Source organism: Methylobacterium sp. Leaf113 (genome assembly GCF_001423325.1).
Taxonomy (GTDB): domain Bacteria; phylum Pseudomonadota; class Alphaproteobacteria; order Rhizobiales; family Beijerinckiaceae; genus Methylobacterium.
In genome coordinates this window covers 97,823-117,345 of sequence record NZ_LMNJ01000045.1, presented here as the reverse complement: position 1 = coordinate 117,345, position 19,523 = coordinate 97,823, and the positions used below count along the sequence as shown (strand labels likewise).

General features: G+C 69.2%; 12 protein-coding genes. 5 read left to right on the top strand and 7 right to left on the bottom strand.

The features are described 5' to 3' along the window. Positions 1-89: 89 nt before the first annotated feature. The gene (gene ligA, locus ASF60_RS18675) at positions 90-2,543 is read left to right on the top strand and encodes an NAD-dependent DNA ligase LigA (protein ID WP_056188544.1); all 2,454 of its coding nucleotides are present in this window, start codon (positions 90-92) and stop codon (positions 2,541-2,543) included. An 88-nt stretch (positions 2,544-2,631) separates the two neighbouring features. Further along, complete coding sequence (locus ASF60_RS18670; RefSeq protein WP_056188541.1) at positions 2,632-3,507, top strand: 3'-5' exonuclease; 876 nt, start codon at positions 2,632-2,634, stop codon at positions 3,505-3,507. Positions 3,508-3,572: 65 nt separating this feature from the next. Here ASF60_RS18670 and ASF60_RS18665 read toward each other — a convergent pair whose 3' ends face one another. Beyond that, a complete protein-coding gene (locus ASF60_RS18665; protein WP_056188536.1) occupies positions 3,573-5,777 on the bottom strand; it encodes a 3-hydroxyacyl-CoA dehydrogenase NAD-binding domain-containing protein in 2,205 nt (734 codons plus the stop codon). A gap of 119 nt (positions 5,778-5,896) precedes the next feature. On the opposite strand from ASF60_RS18665, the gene ASF60_RS18660 reads away from it, so the two are divergent. Next, positions 5,897-6,682: an EAL domain-containing protein gene (locus ASF60_RS18660; protein ID WP_056188951.1), complete on the top strand. Its 786-nt coding sequence runs from the start codon at positions 5,897-5,899 to the stop codon at positions 6,680-6,682. 104 nt (positions 6,683-6,786) lie between these two features. On the opposite strand, the gene ASF60_RS18655 is transcribed toward ASF60_RS18660, so the two are convergent. From ASF60_RS18655 to ASF60_RS18645, 3 genes are all read right to left on the bottom strand, one after another. Further along, positions 6,787-7,278 (bottom strand): hypothetical protein, encoded by a 492-nt coding sequence (locus tag ASF60_RS18655; RefSeq protein ID WP_056188533.1) that lies wholly within the window; start codon positions 7,276-7,278, stop codon positions 6,787-6,789. Positions 7,279-7,451: 173 nt separating this feature from the next. Then, positions 7,452-8,660, bottom strand: a complete 1,209-nt coding sequence (locus ASF60_RS18650; protein ID WP_056188531.1) for an acetyl-CoA C-acetyltransferase — start codon at positions 8,658-8,660, stop codon at positions 7,452-7,454. A 205-nt stretch (positions 8,661-8,865) separates the two neighbouring features. Further along, positions 8,866-10,653 carry an acyl-CoA dehydrogenase C-terminal domain-containing protein gene (locus ASF60_RS18645; protein ID WP_056188529.1) on the bottom strand — a complete coding sequence of 596 codons (1,788 nt, stop codon included), beginning with the start codon at positions 10,651-10,653 and terminating at the stop codon, positions 8,866-8,868. A gap of 307 nt (positions 10,654-10,960) precedes the next feature. Between ASF60_RS18645 and ASF60_RS18640 the strand changes: the two genes are divergently transcribed. Together ASF60_RS18640 and ASF60_RS18635 are read left to right on the top strand one after the other, a co-directional pair. Next, complete coding sequence (locus ASF60_RS18640; RefSeq protein WP_156634291.1) at positions 10,961-14,260, top strand: SEL1-like repeat protein; 3,300 nt, start codon at positions 10,961-10,963, stop codon at positions 14,258-14,260. 294 nt (positions 14,261-14,554) lie between these two features. Next, positions 14,555-14,992 (top strand): DUF3429 domain-containing protein, encoded by a 438-nt coding sequence (locus tag ASF60_RS18635; RefSeq protein WP_056188523.1) that lies wholly within the window; start codon positions 14,555-14,557, stop codon positions 14,990-14,992. A gap of 16 nt (positions 14,993-15,008) precedes the next feature. On the opposite strand, the gene pdeM is transcribed toward ASF60_RS18635, so the two are convergent. The 3 genes from pdeM to ASF60_RS18620 are packed head-to-tail and all read right to left on the bottom strand — an operon-like array spanning position 15,009 to position 19,364. After that, on the bottom strand, positions 15,009-15,722 hold the full coding sequence (pdeM, locus tag ASF60_RS18630) for a ligase-associated DNA damage response endonuclease PdeM (RefSeq protein ID WP_056188519.1): 714 nt from the start codon (positions 15,720-15,722) through the stop codon (positions 15,009-15,011). A 40-nt stretch (positions 15,723-15,762) separates the two neighbouring features. Further along, positions 15,763-18,486 (bottom strand): ligase-associated DNA damage response DEXH box helicase, encoded by a 2,724-nt coding sequence (locus tag ASF60_RS18625; protein ID WP_082508070.1) that lies wholly within the window; start codon positions 18,484-18,486, stop codon positions 15,763-15,765. Next, the gene (locus tag ASF60_RS18620) at positions 18,402-19,364 is read right to left on the bottom strand and encodes an alpha/beta hydrolase (protein ID WP_056188515.1); all 963 of its coding nucleotides are present in this window, start codon (positions 19,362-19,364) and stop codon (positions 18,402-18,404) included. The genes ASF60_RS18625 and ASF60_RS18620 overlap by 85 nt, the downstream gene beginning before the upstream one ends. Between the last annotated feature and the right edge of the window lie 159 nt (positions 19,365-19,523).

Here is a 19,523-nt window from a genome sequence, read left to right as displayed (position 1 = left end):
GGGCGGCGCGTCAGCCGGAACCTCTTCCCGTGCGGCTGCGGTTTCCGATTGCTATAAGCGCACCCCGCACCCGACCACGAAGCCGCTTCATGTCCGCAGACAACGCCGTCGACAGCCTCGAGACGATGACGCCGGAGGCGGCGCGGGCCGAGCACGCCGATCTCTCCGAGCGGATCGCTGAAGCCGACCGGCTCTATCACCAGGAGGACGCGCCCGAGATTACGGATGCGGAATACGACGCCCTGCGCCGGCGCCTGGAAACGATCGAGGCGCGGTTCCCGGATCTCGCCGGGACGGGTACTGCCAGCACATCGGTGGGTGCCAAGCCATCCGAGAAATTCGCCAAGGTCCGGCATGCCGTGCCGATGCTCTCGCTCGGCAACGCCTTCGCGGACGAGGAGGTGACCGACTTCGTCGCCCGCGTCCGGCGCTTCCTGAACTGGCCGGAGGCGGAGCCGCTGGCCTTTACGGCCGAGCCGAAGATCGACGGGCTCTCGCTCGCACTCCGCTATGAGGACGGGCGCCTCGTCACCGCCGCGACCCGCGGCGACGGCGAGGTCGGCGAGGACGTCACCGCCAATGCCCGCACGGTGTCGGACATCCCGCAGCGGCTTGCAGGTCACGACGTGCCGCCGGTCTGCGAGGTGCGGGGCGAGGTCTACCTTTCGCACGCGGATTTCGCCGCCATCAACGCCCGTCAGGAGGCTGCCGGCAAGGCGCTGTTCGCAAACCCGCGCAACGCCGCGGCCGGTTCGCTGCGGCAGCTCGACCCGGAGATCACCCGGTCGCGTCCGCTCAAGTTCTTCGCCTATGCGTGGGGCGAGGTGGTGCCGGCGCTCAACGGGACGCAGCACGGCGTGCTGGAGCGGTTCCGCGCTTGGGGCCTGCCGGTCAACGACCGGACGAAGCTGTGCCCCGACGCAGAGGCGATGATCGCGCATTACCGCAGCATCGAGGCGGAGCGCGCCAGCCTCGGCTACGACATCGATGGCGTGGTCTACAAGGTCGACGACCTCGCGTTGCAGCGCCGCCTCGGCTTCGTCTCGCGCTCGCCGCGCTGGGCGCTCGCCCACAAGTTCGCGGCCCAGAAGGCGCTGACGGTGGTCGAGGACATCGAGATCAATGTCGGGCGTACCGGCTCCCTCAATCCGCTGGCGAAGCTCAGGCCGGTGACGGTGGGCGGTGTCGTGGTGTCGAACGCCACCCTGCACAACGAGGGCTACGTCCAGGGCGTCGGGGCCGACGGCGAGCCGATCCGCGACGGGCGCGACATTCGGGTCGGCGACACCGTCGTGGTGCAGCGCGCCGGCGACGTGATCCCGAAGGTCATGGACGTGGTGCTGGAGAAGCGCCCGCCCGATGCGAAGCCCTACGTCTTTCCAACCCACTGCCCCGCCTGCGGCAGCCGGGCGGTGCGCGAGATCAACCCGCGCACGGGCAAGCTCGACGCCGTGCGACGCTGCACCGGCGGTCTGATCTGTCCCGCGCAGGGAGTGGAGCGCCTGAAGCACTTCGTCTCGCGCAACGGCTTCGACCTCGAGGGCTTCGGCCAGACCTATATCGAGGTTCTGTTCGAGGCCGGGCTGGTTCGCCAGCCGGCCGACCTGTTCCGCCTCGAGTTCGAGCCCCTGAAGGCCGCCATCGTGGCCCGCCGCGAAGCCCTTTCGGCCGAGCGCCGGACGGAGGGCGCGCCGGCCCCGAAGAAGCCTACCAAGAAGAAGGGCGAGGAGGAGGACAAGGCGATCAAGAACCTCCTCGCCTCGGTGGAGGATCGCCGCAGCCTGCCCCTCAACCGGTTTCTCTTCGCCCTAGGCATCCCGGACATCGGCGAATCCACCGCCAAGGCGCTGGCCAAACGGTTTTCCGACATGCCGGCGCTGATGGAGGGCGTCGCGGCTGCGAGCCGCGATCAGGCCGGACCGGACTGGATCGAGCTGTCCGCGCTCTCGCGCATCGGGCCGACCACCCGCGACCGGCTCCTGGAATTCGGTTTTCCCCGCGACGGGACGGTGGTTGACGCGGTCGAGGGGGACGAGGCGCAGCCGCAAGGCCATGTCCGCCTCTCCGCCCCCCAGCGCGCCAGCCTTGTGACCCATTACGGCGACGCGGATGCCATCGCGGCGGGCTTGGCGCGGGCGGCCGGGCAGCGCCCCGGCGATGCGTATCGCCACTTCGCCGACGATGGCGAGATCGGCCCGGTGGCGACGGATTCGCTGATCGCTTTCTTCGCCGAGCCCCACAACGACGCGGCAGTCCGGGCCCTGCTCGCCGAAGTGAAGACCGAGCCGATGGCGGCCCCGGCCTCCGCCACGGCCTTCGCTGGCAAGACGGTGGTGTTCACCGGAAGCCTCGAACAGATGACCCGCTCCGAGGCGAAGGCCACCGCCGAGCGCCTGGGTGCCAAGGTTTCGGGTTCGGTCTCGGCCAAGACCGACCTCGTGGTGGCGGGCCCGGGCGCGGGCTCCAAGTTGAAGGACGCCCAGAAGCACGGCGTCGAGGTCATCAGCGAGGAGGCATGGCTGGCGCTCGTCGCCAGCGCTTGAGCCGGGAATTGCGGGCGCCTAGACTCCGGTGATCATCTTTCCGAGAGCCTGGCTGCGTTCGGCCGGGACAGGCCCCCGCGACCCCCGCATGACCGTCATCGCCATCGATTTCGAGACCGCCAACGAGCGGCGCGACAGCGCCTGTGCCGTTGGGCTCGCCTGGATCGCCGGCGGCCGGGTGGTGCGGCGGGAATCCCGCCTGATCCGTCCGCCAGAGCTGCGCTTCTCGCCCGGCAACATCCGGGTCCACGGAATCGTGCCGGCCGACGTGCGCCACCGGCCGGACTTCCCCACCGTGATGGCGGAGTTTTTGCCCGACCTCGCCTCCGGCCTGATCCTCGCGCACAATGCCGGATTCGACATGGGCGTGCTGCGCGCCTCGCTCGCGGCTTATGGCGTGCAGCCGCCGGCCTTCGCCTATCTCTGCACCCTGCAGATCGCCCGGCGGGTATTTCCGGCGGAGGAGGGCTGCGGCCTCGGCAAGGTGGCGGCGCGCCTCGGCATCCGCTTCGAGCACCACGATGCCGGCGAGGATGCCTATGCCTGTGCCGAGATCGCGCTTGCCGCCGCGCGGCAGACCGGCGCGCCGGACGTGCCCGCCCTGGCGCGGGCGATCCACCTGCCGATCACTCGGTTGCCGGAAGGGCCCGATGCGGCTGCGCGCGCCCCGAGCCGCCCGGGCTCGCTCACGGACCGCGCCCGAATGGCGGCGGGTGCGCGCTCCGCTTCGTCGCCAGGCCTGCACTTCGCGGTACGCGGCAGCAGCGGCAACCGCTACGCCGTCACCCTCGAGGATCGCAGCACCGGGCCGCACCTGCGCTGCACTTGCATGGCCGGGCGCTACGGCACTCGCTGCCGCCACGTGAAGGCCCTGCTCGATGGCGACATCACCGACCTTCTGTCGAGCAACCACGACGACGTCGCAGTGCTGCGGGTTCGGATGACGGCAACTTCATCGGGGTGAGGCGCGGCGGCCGCCTGACCCGTCGTGGGGTCCGCCCGGAGACATGCCGGGCGGTAGTCTGCGGCCTACGCCGCCTTCTTCGCCGCCGCGTCGCCATAGAACGTGCCGCCCCGGGCGGCCATGTCCAGGAGGTTTTGCGGCACGGCGAAGCGCGGGCCGTGCTTGGCTTCCAGCCCCTGCGCCAGCGTCACGAAGGCCTGCGCGCCCATGAAGTCGATGTAGGACAGGGCGCCGCCGGTGAAGGGGGCGAAGCCGAAGCCCAAAATCGAGCCGACATCCGCTTCGCGCGGATCGGTGACCACGCCCTCGCCGACGGTGCGGGCGGCTTCCAGCGCTTGCACCACCAGCAGGCGCTGCTTCAGCTCCGTGAAATCCACCGCGTCGGGATCGACCTTGGTCGCCTGCAGGGCGGCGAGCCCGGGCCACAGGCGCTTCGGCGCGCCCTCGGGGTAATCGTAGAACCCCTTCTTGTTCTTGCGCCCCAATCGTCCCTCGCCCTCGACGAGGGTGGTGAGCAGCGCCTTCTGGGCCGGGTCGATGCTGCCGGCGCCGAGCTGCGCCTCCGTCGCCTTGACGATCTTCAGGGCGAGATCGACCGCGACCTCGTCGGTCAGCGAGAGCGGGCCGACCGGCATGCCCGCCTGGCGGCCGGCATTCTCGATCATTGCCGCCGGGATGCCCTCGTTGAGCATGGTGTGGCCCTCGAGCAGGTAGGCGCCGACGCACCGGTTGGCGAAGAAGCCGCGCGCGTCGTTGACGACGATCGGGGTCTTCTTGATCGCCCGGACGTAATCGAGGGCGGTGGCCAGCGCGGCGTCGCCGGTCTGGTCACCCTTGATGATCTCGACCAGCATCATCTTCTCCACCGGCGAGAAGAAATGGATGCCGACGAACTGCTCCGGCCGGGACGACGTCTTGGCAAGCCCGGTGATCGGCAGGGTCGAAGTGTTCGAGGCGAAGATCGTCTCCGGCCGGATCGCGGCCTCGACCTTGGCGATGACCTCGGCCTTGACCTTCGGGTCCTCGAACACTGCCTCGATGACGAGGTCGCAGGCGCCGAGATCCGCATAGTCGGCGCTGGTGCGGATGCGACCCAACAGGGCGTCGCGGTCGGCGGTCTTGGTCCGGCCCTTGTTGATCTGGTCGGTGACCAGCTTGTGGGCATAGGCCTTGCCCTTCTCGGCTGCCTCGATCGACTGGTCGACGAGCACCACCTCCATCCCGGCATTGGCGGAGACATAGGCGACGCCCGCGCCCATGAAGCCGGCGCCGACGACGCCGACGGTCTTCACCACCGTGGCGGGCACGTCCTTCGGGCGGCGCGCGCCCTTGTTCAATTCACCCATCGAGAGGAACAGCGTGCGGATCATCGCCGCCGCTTCCTTGGTGCGCAGAATATGGGCGAAGTAGCGGCTCTCGACGCGCAGGGCCTGATCCATCGGCAGCTGCAAGCCCTCGTAGACCGAGGCCAGGATCGCCTTCGCGGCTGGGTAGTTGTCGTGCGTCTCGCGCCGATAGATGGCGTTGGCCGGGGGCCAGATCATCATGCCGGCCGGCGAGTAGACCTTGCCGGAGGGCGCCTTGAACTTCGGCTGGTCCCAGGGGGCTACGGCCGAGCCACCGGCGGCGATCCAGGCCTTGGCCCTGGCGACGATCTCGTCCCTGGGCGCGACCTCCTGCGCGAGGCCCATGTTCTTGGCCATCGCGGGGCGGATCTGCTCGCCCTTGAACAGCATCTGCAGGGCGTCCCCGGTCTGCATCAGGCGGGCCACCCGCTGGGTGCCGCCGCCGCCCGGGAACAACCCGACCTTGATTTCCGGCAGGCCGACGCGGGTCTTCGGGTCGTCCGAGAGCACGCGGTGATGGCAGGCCAATGCCAGTTCGAAAGCGCCGCCGAGACAGATGCCGTTCACCGCAGCTGCGAAGGGTTTGCCGCAGGTTTCCAGCTTTCGGAATACCAGGGTGAGCTTGCGCGACTCGTCGAAGAAGTGGCGCATCGCCGCCTCCTCGCCACGTTCGGCCTTCAGCGCCTCGTAGGCGCGGCCGAGGCCCTGCAGCATCGTCAGGTCGGCGCCGCCCGAGAAGTTGTCCTTGCCCGAGACGATGACGCAGCCCTTGATGGCGGCATCCGCCACCACGGCGTCGATGATCTGACCCAATTCATCCATCACCGCGTCGGTGAAGACGTTCATGGAGCGGCCCGGCATGTCCCAGGTCGCCAGCGCGATTCCATCGGCATCGGTTTCGAGACGGAAATTGGTGAGATTCATCGCTGATCCTCGGATTCGTGACCGGTGGGCGGCTTTGGCTTGCGCGCTTAAGCCAATGTCAAAACTTGCGGATGCATGCCGAATTGCCGGGGGGCATGCTGCTGGGACAGGACAAGACCATGACCGCTCGGATCGGCTGCAAGGGCTGCAGCGAAGGAGCCGAACTCGACTTCAGCTTTACCATGGCGTTCCAGCCGATCCTCGACCTCGCCGAACAGCGCGTCTGGGGCTACGAGGCCCTGGTGCGTGGCGCGGGCGGAGAATCCGCCGCCTCGATTCTCGGACGGGTGACGCCCGAGACCGTCTACCGCTTCGATCAGGCGGCGCGGGTGAAGGCGATCGAACTGGCCGGGCGTCTGTTCCCGGCCGACGACGCGACCCGGCTGTCGATCAACTTCATGCCGAACGCGGTCTACGAGCCGGCGGCCTGCATTCGTTCGTCCCTGGAGGCGGCGCGCAAGGCCGGCTTCGCCCATGACCGGATCATGTTCGAGTTCACCGAGAACGAGAAGTTCCGCGACACCGCCCATGTCACCCGCATCGTGGCCGAGTACCGCCGCCAGGGCTTCCTGACCGCCCTGGATGATTTCGGCGCCGGCTTCGCCGGGCTGAACCTGCTGGCGAATTTTCAGCCCGACCTGATCAAGATCGACATGGACCTCCTGCGCGGCATCGACAGCGATCAGCGCCGCCAGATCATCGTGGCGGGCATCATCGGCATCGCCCGCTCGCTGGGCATTGCGGTGATCGCCGAGGGTGTCGAGACGGCGGGCGAACTCGACACCCTGCGGAGCCTCGGAGCGAATCTGTTCCAGGGCTACCATTTCGCCAAGCCCCATCTCGAAGCGCTGCCGCAGGTGTCCGGCTTCCCGGTGGCAGGCACCCCGAGACCCGCTTTGCAATGACCGGTTTGGCAATGACCGGTTTGGCAATGACCGGCTCTTCCGGGGGCGGGCTCCCCCGCGCGCAAGTGGCTTGAGCCGGCCATCGGGACGCCCGCCTTTCCGCCTCAGCGCGCCGGCATCGGCATCGGCGCGCCCGGCGCACCGGTGCCTTGCGAATCCCCGGCCGACGCGATCGCCAGCATGTTAAGGAGCTTCGTGACCGAAGCCTGCGAGACCGCCGTCACGGTGGAGGCCGGATCGGCGTTCACCGCCTGGAACTTCTGGTAGGTCTTGTTGCCGTAGATCTCGGAGAGGTGCTTCAACTCGTCGAGGCTGAACTTCTCCGCATAGGCCTTCGACAGGCCATCGAGCATGGTCTCGCGCTGCTTGTCGAACTCGGCGCGGATCTCCTTGCGGACCGCCTCGGCCTTGTCTTCCTTCATCGGCGCCACGGTCTTTTCGAGGGCCGCCGAGAAACCGACTTCCAGGTTCTTGAGCGTGGTCTTCTGAACCAGGTCCTTGGCAGCGGCGACCCGATCGGCCGCATCATCGGCGCGGGCGGCGATCGGCAGGCACAGGGCCGTGGTCAGGCAGAGGGTGGCGAGCAGGCGCGTCATCGTGGCGTGTCCTCGGAATTTCTCGGAAGCTTCTTGCTTGTGAGCCCATCGTCGAGCGACGGCGGGCGCCGCCGTCTAACCCACTTGGCCCCCCTTGGGGAGGCGACTCCCGCATCCGCATGGTCACGGCACGGTGTTCGCCAAACCCGCCGCATCCCGGATCGCCGCCCCGCTCACACCCGTTCGATGATGGTCGCGGTGCCCATGCCGGCGCCGATGCAAAGCGTGACCAGGGCGCGCTCCTTGCCGGTGCGCTCCAGTTCGTCGAGGACGGTGCCGAGGATCATGGCGCCGGTGGCGCCCAGCGGATGGCCCATCGCGATGGCGCCGCCGCAGACATTGATCCGTGCCGGATCGACATCGAAGGCCTGCTGGAAGCGCAGCACCACTGCGGCGAAGGCCTCGTTGACCTCGAACAGGTCGATGTCGGACAGGCTCATGCCGGCGCGGGCCAGGACCTTCTTGGTCACGTCCACCGGCCCCGTGAGCATCAGGGCGGGGTCCGAGCCGATATTGGCGAAGGCGCGGATGCGGGCGCGGGGCTTCAGGCCAGCCGCGCTGCCGGCTTCAGCCGAGCCGATCAGCACCGCGGCCGCGCCGTCGACGATGCCGGACGAATTGCCGGCGTGGTGGACGTGGTTGACGGTCTCGACATCGGGATGCGCATCGACCGCGACCGCGTCGAAGCCGCCCATCTGTCCCATCTGGACAAAGGACGCCTTGAGCTGGCCGAGAGACTGCATGTCGGTCGAGGGCCGCATGTGCTCGTCGGTGGCGAGCAAGGTGATGCCGTTGATGTCGCGCACCGGCACCACGGCATCGGCGAAGCGGCCCTCGGCCCAGGAGGCGGCGGAGCGCTTCTGCGACTCGACCGCGTAGGCGTCGCAATCGTCCCGGCTGAAACCGTATTTCGAGGCGATGAGATCGGCCGACACGCCCTGGGGCATGAACCACGACTTGATCGCGATGGCGGGATCCACCGGCCAGGCGCCGCCGGAGGCACCGAGGCCGACGCGGCTCATGGATTCGACACCGCCGCCGATGGTCATGTCGTGCTGCCCGGCCATGACCTGCGCGGCGGCGAAGTTCACCGCGTCGAGGCCCGAGGCGCAGAACCGGTTGATCTGCACGCCCGGAACGTGATCGCCGTAATCGGCCACCAGGGCGGACGCGCGGGCGATGTCGCCGCCGGCCTCACCCACGGGATCGACGCAGCCCAGGATCACGTCGTCGACGCGCCGGGTGTCGAGATCGTTGCGCTCCTTGAGCGCCCGCAGGGCCACTTCGGCGAGGCGCAGGGCGGTCACCTCGTGCAGCGAGCCATCGGGCTTGCCGCGTCCCCGGGGGGTGCGGACGTGATCGTAGATGAAGGCCTCGGGCATGCGCGCTTCCCTCTGGGTCGCTCCGATCGGGCGACGGCATTCAAAATCGTTCTCGTATCTCCGTCATTCCGGGGCCGCGAAGCGGAACCCGGAATCCAGAGCCGCAAACAGATCCAAGGTTTGCCGCGTCGGCGGTTCTGGATTCCGGGTTCGCTCTGCGAGCGCCCCGGAATGACGCGGTAGCCTGAAGGACTGTCGGTCCGGTCTAAAACGCCTCGGCGCCAAGCGCCATCGTCGTCTCGGCCCCAGCCTTGATCCGGACCAGCCGGGTCGCGGTCTCCGGCAGCATCCGTTCCATGTAGAAGCGCCCAACCACCAGCTTGGCGGCCATCGCCTCGGACGGCGCCTCGGCTTGGCGCGCCAGGGCGGCCTTGGCGATGCGGGCCCACATGTAGCCCAAGGCGACGAGGCCGAGCAGGTGCATGTAGTCGGTGGCACCCGCGCCAGCATTGTCAGGCTTGGAGAAGGCGTTCTGCATGAACCACATGGTGGCGCCCTGCAGGTCGTTGAGCCCGGCCTGGAGCGGCGCGACGTAGGGCTTCATCGCCTCGTCCTCACCGTGATCCTTGAGGAAGGTCTGGACCTCGCCGAGGAAGCTCATCATCGCCCGGCCGCCGTCCTTGGGCAGCTTGCGGCCGATCAGGTCCATGGCCTGGATGCCGTTGGCGCCCTCGTAGATCATGGCGATGCGGGCATCGCGCACGAATTGCGACATGCCCCATTCTTCGATGTAGCCGTGCCCGCCGAACATCTGCTGAGCCTCGACCGCGTTGGCGAAGCCGCGGTCGGTCAGCACGCCCTTCACCACCGGAGTCATCAGCCCCATGTGGTCTTCCGCCGCCTGGCGCTGCTTCTCGTCATCCGAGCGATGGCCGATATCGGCCTGCAGCGCGGTCCAGAGCACGAGGGCGCGGGCGGCCTCGTTGAAGGCGCGGATGCCCATCAGGGTCCGGCGCACGTCGGGGTGGACAATGATCGGATCGGCCGCCTTCTCGGGGGCCTTGGCGCCGGTGAGCGCGCGGCCCTGGAGGCGATCCTTCGCGTAGGCGACGGCGTTCTGATAGGCGACCTCGGACTGGCCCAGTCCCTGGATGCCGACCGCGAGGCGGGCCTCGTTCATCATGACGAACATCGCGTTCAGGCCGCGATTCTCCTGGCCGACCAGCCAGCCCTTGGCGCCGTCGTAGTTCATGACGCAGGTCGAGTTGCCGTGGATGCCCATCTTGTGCTCGAGGGAGCCGCACGAGACCGGGTTGCGCTCGCCCACCGAGCCGTCCGCGTTGACCAGAAACTTCGGCACCACGAAGAGCGAGATGCCCTTGGTGCCGGCCGGGGCACCCTCGATGCGGGCGATGACGAGGTGGATGATGTTCTCGGACAGGTCGTGCTCGCCGGCCGAGATGAAGATCTTCGTGCCGGTCAGGCTGTAGGAGCCGTCGCCGTTGGGCACCGCCTTGGTCTTGAGGAGGCCGAGATCCGTGCCGCAATGGGGCTCGGTGAGGTTCATGGTGCCGGTCCAGGCGCCCTCCACCATCTTCGGCAGGTAGAGCGATTTCTGCGCCTCGGAGCCGTGCACCTCCAGGGCGGCCATCGCGCCCTGGGTCAGGCCCGGATACATGCCGAGCGCCAGGTTGGCCCCCGAGGCGAATTCCTGGATCGCGCTGTTGAGGGTGTGCGGCAGGGCCTGGCCGCCATAGGCCTCGGGCATCGACAGGCCCATCCAGCCGCCCTGCGCGTAGGCGTCGTAGGCGGCCTTGAAGCCCTTCGGCGTCGTGACGCTGCCGTCCGGATGCCGGGTGCAGCCCTCCCGGTCGCCGACGGCGTTCAGGGGGGCCAGCACGGTCTCGGCGAGCTTGGCGCCCTCGTTCAGCACGGCCTCAATCACGTCGGGAGAGGCGTCCGAGAAGCCGCGCAGGTTGTCGTAGCGGTGAAACCCGAGCACGTCGTTCAGCAGGAACAGGACGTCCTCGACCGGTGCCTTGTAGCTGGGCATCGCGCATCATCTCCCCGAAACCGCTGCGGTCCTGACCGACCTTCCGGCCGCCGGCGCACCTGATGGTTCATATCTAAACCATTCTTTGACGAGTGCAATGGGCGTGAGCCCTGGCCGCGCACAGATTCGGAGTGCGAGCCGGTAGCGTTCCCCGGCTGTAAACCCGTAATCGACGGCATCTTAACCGGCTGTTTACCAAGACTACCAAATGTCACGGATGATGGATCTGACGTTAACCCGCCGTGTCGGTTCCAGCGGCGGGAGCATTCGCGGATCGAGCCATGGACTTCGCCAGTCAGGTTTGACGATGACACGCAACGCCACGCTCAACCTCGAAGGCTTCGATCCCGACGTTCTCGAGGCGGCGCGCGACGTCGCACGCCGCGCGGGCGTTCCGGTCGAGACTTGGATCGCCTCCATCGTCGAACCCAGCGCCCTCGTCGCGTCGCCGTCAGCCATCCCTTCCTCTGTCCACGTGCCGGCGCCCGAAAAGCCCCGTCAGGCCGAACCGGTCGACAGCCCGCACCCGATTCCGCCGGCGGAGGAATCACCGGCGTCGCCCCCCGGCATGAACGCGGCCCTCGCGGAGATGATGCGGCGTCTCGACGGCATCGACCAGCGCATCGCCTCGGAGACCAAGCCGTCCCCAAATATCGAGGCCCGGCCCGTCGCAGGCCTCGAGGAGTCCCGCATCGCTTCGGTCGAGACCGGTAGTCCCCCGGGCGACGCGATGGCCGAACGCCTCGCCGCGATCGAGCGCCGGATGAACGAACTCGGCGAGCAGATCGCCACGCCGCGTCCCCTCGGCCGTCGCGGCCGGCCGGCCGTCACCGAGGTCCGCGAAGCGGTCAGCGAAATCCGCCAGCGCCAGCGCGAACTCGCCGGTGGCGTCGTCGCATCCGCGCCGGTCGTCGCCCCCGAGCCGCGCTCCGACGCCGCAGTCGAGTCCGTCGCCATCGCCGAGTTGCAGACAGAGACGCTGCGGCTGCGCGAGTCGATTGGAAGCCTCGCCAGCGGCCGCGATGTCGGCGCCCTCGAGAAGGCGATGCACGCCCTCGCGGCCGACGTCCAGAAGGTCCAGGCCCCGTCCGACCTCGCCGCCATCGCGGCCCCCATCGAGGCCATCCGGGTCCAGGTCGAGCGCCTGGCCGAGGATGTCGCCGAGAACGTCCATGCCCGCGTCGCCGCCGATGTCGAGCGCCTGGCCGCCAAGATGGACGGTGTCGCTCCCGGCTTCGCCGAACAGGATGTGCTGGCCGGCCTTTTCCGCGAACTCGACGAGATCCGCCGCCTGATCGGCTCGCTGCCCGGGCTCGAGCGGATTCAGAGCCTCGCCGTCGGCCTCCAGTCGATCAGCAACCAGATCTCCCAGCTCCACGAGGGGATGCCGGGCGAGACCACGGGGCTCGCCGAGCTTCGCCCGCTCCTGGAGGAGATCCGCCTCGGGCTCCGGTCGCGGTCGGATGCCGGCATCGGCGAGCAGATCAAGAAGATGAGCGTCAAGCTCGATGCCCTCCGGGGCAGCGGCGAGACGGTGTCGTACACTGATTCCGACGCGATCCTTCATCGCATTGATGCCCTGGCCGAGACGGTCGAGCGGGTCAGCATCAACCCGGTCGGCGACCTGATCGGCCGCCTCGAAGATCTCGGGGCGACCCTGCGCCGACCCGCGATGCCGGACGAGAATCTCGCCTCCATCCACGGCATGCTGCACGAGCTGACCGTCAAGCTCGATCGCATCGGCACGAGCGAGGGTCCGCGTGACGAGGGCCTCGACGCCCTGGAGCAGCAGGTCCTGGCCCTGGCCGGACGCATCGACACCCGCGACGCAGACCCGGCGCTCGCCGGTCTCCAGCGGACCATGACCGACCTGCTCGATCAGGTCTCGGCCCTGCGGGCCGAGGCGCCGATCGAGGCCGCGGTGGAGCGCGCAGCGCGCAATGCCGTCGCTGAAACCATGGGGTCGGCGGCCGAAACCGGCGAAGTCGCCCTACTGCGGGCCAGCCTCGCCGACCTGCGCGCCCATCAGGTCGCGTCCGAGCAGCGGATGCAGTCGACGCTTACCGGCGTCTACGCGGCTTTGGAGCGTCTCGTCGGCCGCGTCGGTCCGACGGATGCGGAGATCGCGGCCCCCGCCACCCCCCGTCCGGGCAAGGACGCGCCTGACACGGAAACAACCGAGACCCTTGCCGCTGCGGCGAGACCGGTTCGGCGCCCGGCCGAGATGCGCGCCGGCCGCCCGGCCTCTGCCGGTCCCGACCTGCCGCTGGAGCCGGGCGCGGGGCGTCCGGGCCGCGAGCGCTCCGCCGATCGGCTCGGCGCCGACGAGACCCAGAGCGCCGGCGACAGCGACATCAAGACCAGCTTCATCGCCGCGGCCCGGCGGGCCGCCCAGGCCGCCCAGGCCGAGGCTTCGGGACAGTCCGCAATCTCGGCGGCTCAGGCGCAGCGGGACAACACCCAGGCCTCCGATCCGCGCGGCCGTCTCGCGCGCTTCCGCAGCGGCATCGACCGCCGCCGCAAGCCGCTCCTGCTCGGACTGGCCGCCGTGGTGTTGCTGCTCGGCGCCCTCCAGGCCCTGACCACCAAGAAGACCGCCGACACCGATCAGCTCGCGGGCGAGCCCGTCGCGGCCGTATCCACACCCCAGGGTGGCCCCGCCGGCGTTGCTGCGAAGACCACGCAGGGTGCTGTCAATGCCGATGGGGTGGCGGCCGCATCGAAGCCGCAGGACGGCCAGGGCACGGCGACGGCGATCCCCGATCCCCAGACCACGCAATCCCTTGGCGACAATCGCGCGTCCCCCGAGAGTTCCGCCCCCAAGCCCGCGAGCGCGATCGGACCGGGCGCGGCCCGCCCCCCGCTGCCGCGCGTCGCCTCCATGGCGACCCTGTCCTCCGAGCTCGGCGTCGTTCCGGCAACCTTGAGCAAGCTGCGCCAGGCCGCCCTCGAGGGCGATACGGCTGCGGCCTACGATCTCGCCAGCCGGGCCAGCGAGGGCCGCGGCATGGTGCGCAACCCGGTTCTGGCCGGGAAGATCTACGAGCAGGTGGCTGCGAGCGGCTTCGCGCCGGCCCAGTACAAGCTTGGAAACCTCTACGAGAAGGGGATCGGCGTCACCCGCGACCTCGCACAGGCGAAACTCTGGTACGGGCGAGCGGCGGACCTCGGCAACGCCCGCGCCATGCACAACCTCGCGGTCATTCACGCCGAGAACCCCGCTGCGGCGGGCAAGCCGGACTTCGCCACCGCATCCGGCTGGTTCAAGCGCGCCGCCGAATTCGGCCTGCGGGACAGCCAGTACAATCTGGCGGTGCTCTATGCCCGCGGCATGGGCGTGCAGCAGGATCTGGTCCAATCCTACCTCTGGTTCTCCGCCGCTGCGGCGCAGGGCGACGAGGACGCCGGGAAGAAGCGTGACGACGTGGCGGCCAAGCTGGAGCCGAAGGATCTGGCCGCCGCCCGCGCCCAGGCCGAGGCTTTCAAGGCGAAGGTGCCGGAGCCGAGCGCCAACGCCGTTCCAGCGCCGGCCGTGACCGAGAACACCATGAGCCTTCTCGGAGCACCGCCACCGACCACGGCGATCCCGCCCGGCCGCCGGACCTGACGCTGCATCTCGCTTCGAAGCCCATGCTTCAGGCCGGCTGCCGCTGGGCGCACGCCACGGTGCCGGGTTCGGCAGGCCTGCGAGCTTCTGCCGCCGTCTCGCAATGCAGCGAACCGGGCTTTTCGGGCGTTGGAAAATCGGTGATCCTTTAAAAGGAGACCGGTGACGGAGCTGCACGCCAGACCCGGCCCGGCTTTCCCATCCTGGTAAATCCACTCCGGAATCATCCATCCCGGAGATATCCATGCCGGAATACATGCCGCCGGTCGCGGCGTTCGGAAGAGCGGAGAACTGATGGCGCGCCTGACGTCGGTCCCACCGGCCGCCCTCATCCTGGGGATCGCCGGGCTGATTCCTTTCCTGGGGTTCGCGCTGCTCTCGGTCAGCGGCTCCGATGGCGGTCTCAGCACCATCGGCCTCAGCCCACGCCTCGTGCTCTCGACCTACGGCGCCGTGATCGCGTCCTTTCTCGGCGGCATCCGCTGGGGAGCGGCCGCCGCACGGAATTCCGGCAGCGCCGACTACGCCATCGCCATCCTGCCCTCGCTGATCGCCTGGGCGGCCTTGGCCGCACCGGCCCCCTGGGATCTGCGCATCCTCGGTATCCTGGTCCTGGCCTGGGGCTTCGTCGACCAGGACTTGCCCCGCCGCGGCCTGGTCCCGGTCTGGCTCGGGCGCCTGCGCCTCGTCCTGTCGGGCGTCGCCGGCGCGTCGCTGCTGATCGCGGCCTGATCGACCGGACCCCGCCTCAATCCTTGCTGAGCATCGCCTTGCCGATGGCGAAGACGCGGCCGTCGCCGAGGAGATGAGCGGTGAAGCCGGCGGGAAACAGCGGCTCGAAGACTGGGTTGCGGACGTTGAGACCGCCCGCGTAGGCGCCGAAGGCCGGCATGATCATCCGACGGCCATCGGTGACGAAGCAGCGGCGGCGCACCGCCCGGCCGCGCATCGCGACCTTGCCGCAGGGGTGGAGATGCCCGGCGATCTCGCCCTCGGGCGCGTCGGGGGTCGGCTCGTGACGCAGGGTCAGCCCGCCGAGAAGCAGCGTCTCGGCGTAGCGTCCGCCGACGCCCTCGCTCACCGCATGATCGTGGTTGCCGGCGATCCAGACCCAGTCGCGCCCGTCCTGGAGCGCGGCCACCATGGCGCGGTCGCCGGGCTCCATCCGCTCGGGGCCACGCGCATCGTGGAAGGAATCGCCGAGCGCCACGACGCAGGCTGGATCGAGGCGGACCACCGCCTCGTGCAGGCACGCCAGGGTTTCGCGGGTGTCGTAGGGCGGCAGGAACTGGCCCGAGCGCGCCGCGAAGGCCGAGCCCTTCTCCAGGTGCAGATCGGACACGATCAGGGTCCGGTGAGCGGCGAGCCAGAGACCGCCGCAGAGGTCGAGGGCCAGGGTTTCGCCGGCGAGGGTCAGGCCGGGGGCCTTCGTGGTCTTCTCAAGTCTCTGGCCGAGCGCCAAAACCGCATCCTCTGTCTTCGGGAAGGGGGGCCTCACCCGCTCAAGCCAGCGCTTCTTCAAGCAACTGCGCCTCGGCTTCGGCCAGGATCTCGTCCGCGCCCTCGCCGTAGACCCGTTCACGCCCGATTTCGAGCATCACGGAGACGGAGAGCGGCGAAACGCGATCGAGTGCCTTGTGGATGATTCGCCCCTGGATGCGCCTCAACATCATACCGAGGCGCTTCACGTCGAGGAGTCCGGTTGCCGCATCCTGGCGCGCGGCCCTGAGCAGAAGGTGGTCCGGCTGGTGCTTGCGCAGCACGTCGTAGACCAGATCGGTCGACATCGTGACCTGGCGTCCGGTCTTGGCCTGGCCGGGATAGCGACGCTCGATCAGGCCGGCGATGACCGCGCATTGGCGGAAGGTGCGCTTCATCATGGCGGATTCGTCGAGCCAGGCTTCGAGGTCGTCGCCCAGCATGTCCTCGGCGAACAAACCCTCGAGAAAGTCGGTTTCGCGCCCGATGCGCTCGCCGACATCCCGGTTCAGCCAGATCGCGATGCCGTAATCGTTGGCGGCAAAGCCGAGGGGCCGCATCCGCGCCCGCTCCAGGCGCCGGGTCAGCAGCATGCCCAGCGTCTGATGCGCCAGCCGCCCCTCGAACGGAAAGGCCGTGAGGTAGAAGCGCCCGGCCCGCGGAAACGTCTCGACCAGCAGGTCGCGCGCGCCCGGCAGGATCGAGCGGCTGCGCTGCTGCACCAGATAATCGGCCACCTGCTTCGGCAAACGGTCCCATTCGAAGGGATCGGCAATCAGCGCCCGGACCCGGTCGGCGAGGAAGGTCGAGATCGGGAATTTGGCGCCGGCATAGGACGGGATAGCGGGGTCGGTGCCGGGACCGGCGCGGGTCGCCAGCGCCTCGTCCTCGGCGAGGCCCTCGAAGCGCAGGACTTCGCCGGCGAACAGGAAGGTATCGCCCGGGGTCAGGGTGTCAGCGAAGTCCTCTTCGATCTCGCCCAGCACCCGGCCGCCCTTCGGCAGGATTGCCCCGGGCTTGCCGCGCACCCCGCGCGCCAGCCGGACCTTGACCTTGGCCGATTCGACGATGGTGCCGACGTTCATCCGGTACTGCTGGGCGATGCGGGCATCGCGCACCCGCCACAGGCCGTCCGGCCCCCGCAGGATCTTGGCGAAGCGCTCATAGGCGCGCAGCGCGTAGCCGCCGGTGGCGACGTAATCGACCACCGCCTCGAAATCCTCCCACGACAACGTCGCGTAGGGCGCGGCCGAGGTGATCTCCTCGTAGAGCATGACCGGATCGAAGGCATCGGCGCAGGCCATGCCGAGGACGTGCTGGGCCAGGACGTCCGGGGCGCCGAGGCGGGCATCCGGCGTGTCCTGGGCGGCCGCTTCCACGGCGTCGAGGGCCGCCTGGCACTCCAGCATCTCGAACCGGTTCGCCGGCACGAGGTAGGCCTTGGAGGGCTCGTCCATGCGGTGATTGGCGCGGCCGATGCGCTGCATGATCCGGCTGGCGCCCTTCGGGGCGCCGATATTCACCACGAGGTCGACATCGCCCCAGTCGATGCCGAGGTCCAGGGTGGCGGTGCAGACGATGGCCCGCAACTGCCCGGCCGCCATGGCGGCCTCGACTCGCCGGCGTTGCGTCGCGTCGAGCGAGCCGTGGTGCAGGGCGATCGGATAGTTCTTCTCGTTGATCCGCCACAACTCCTGAAAGGTGTACTCCGCCTGGAGCCGGGTGTTGACGAAGACCAGTACGGTCCTGTGCTGTCCGATCAGGTCGTAGATCGCGGGCATCGCCTGCCAGGCCGTGTGGCCGGCGAGTGGCAGGGTCAGGCCCGTGTCGAGCATGCGCAGGTCGGGCGCCGCGCCGCCCTTGACGACCACCAGTTCGGCCATGGCCGGCCGAGACTCTCCCTCCCTTCCGGGGGAGGGCGGTCGCGGAGCGACCGGGAGAGGGGCCACGCTAATCCCTTCGGATGGGGCGGTGCTTCCCTCTCGCGACTCCATCCGTGGGTCACCCTCTCCCCCAGAGGGGGGAGGGTTGGGCGCCTGCGGGACCAGATAGCGACGCAGCTCGTCCGGCTCGCGCACGGTCGCGGACAATCCGATGGCGGTCAGGCCCGGACTGAGCCGATGCAGCCGCGCCAGGGCGAGGGCCAGCAGATCCCCGCGCTTCGAGGTCACCAGGGCGTGCAGTTCGTCGAGGACGACGCAGGACAGATTGGCAAACAGGTCGGCCGCCTCGCGATGGGCGATCAGCAGGGCGAGCTGTTCCGGTGTGGTCAGCAGGATATCGGGCGGACGCGCGATCTGCCGGGTGCGCTTGTGCGAAGGCGTGTCACCGGTTCGCGTCTCGACCTGGATGCCGAGCCCCATTTCGGCAACCGGCGCGTCGAGATTGCGCGCGATATCGACCGCCAGCGCCTTGAGGGGCGAGATGTAGAGCGTGTGCAATCCGGACCGCTTGGCCGAAGGCGGTCGCTCCGCCAGGGCGGTCAGGCTCGGAAGGAAGCCCGCCAGGGTCTTGCCCGCGCCGGTCGGCGCGACCAGGAGCGCCGAGCGCCCACCCCGCACGATGTCGAGCAGGTCGAGCTGGTGCGGACGCGGCGTCCAGCCGCGCGATGCGAACCAAGTCGCGAAGCGCTGCGGAAGCAGGGACCTAGCCGGGGGCTTGCTCAGGCCAGGGCCATCAGGAAGCGGTCGATCAGTTCGAGGGCGCGCTCCGTCATGGCCCCCGGATACCGGACGAAGACGTGGCATCCGCCGGCATAGATCGCCGTGTGCCCGCCATTGCCGGCCGCGGCCCAGCGCGCTGACATGTAGAGCGTGTCGTCGAGGAGCGGATCGTGGGTGCCCACCGTGAACAGCGCCGGCGGCAGGCCCTTCAGGTCCGCATAGACCGGCGACACGTCGGGTCGACGCCGATCGATGCCGTCGCGGACGTAGACGTCGGCGAAGCGGGTCAGGTCTTCGGTGTTCACCACCAGGCGCTGGTCGCCCCAGTTGCGCACGCTCGGGGTCAGCCCGAGATCGAAGAAGCCCGCGTTGAGGTTGGCACCCCGAAAGGCGCGCGGCAGCCCGTGCCGGTCCCGCAGGCGCAGCAGCACCATCACGGCGAGTTGCGCGCCGGCGGACTCGCCGCCGACGGTCAGCGCGTTGACGCCGAACTCGGCGCGGCCCGGGCCGGCCAGCCACAGGGCGGCCGCCTCGCAATCCTCCAGGGCCGCCGGGTACGGGTGCTCCGGCGCCAGGCGATATTCCACCGACAGGCAGACGAAGCCGCACACATCCGCGATGCGCTCGAGCCACGGGTCCTGCTCGTCGGCGGAGCCCCACACCCACCCGCCGCGATGGATGTGCAGGTAGGCGCCGCGCAGCTTCGTCCACTTCTTCGGATCGGGGCGGATGACGCGCAGCGCCAGCGGTCCCGCCGGTCCGTCGATGGTCAGGATCTCGGCCCGTGCGCTTCGGGGCATGGCCGGAGAGGCCTGGGTGCCCTGGCGGCGGCGGGCGCGGACCTCGGTGATCGGGATCGTCCAGGGATCGGCCTGCGCCGCATGCGCCGCCACGATCTCCTCGTTGAGACGCTTGGTCTCGGGATCGATCATCGCCGGATCGAACAGGGCGTGGTCGATCATGAATCGGTTCGTTTCATTGACGCGTCAGTCGGCAGGGCGAAAATCTGATCGTAAGATGGGACCGTGCATGAAGCGGTGCCATCCATCCCATGTGCGAAACCGCCTAACGCGCACACATGCGATGGGTTTCGTCGGACCTGTGTCGCTTCCGTCACGGTT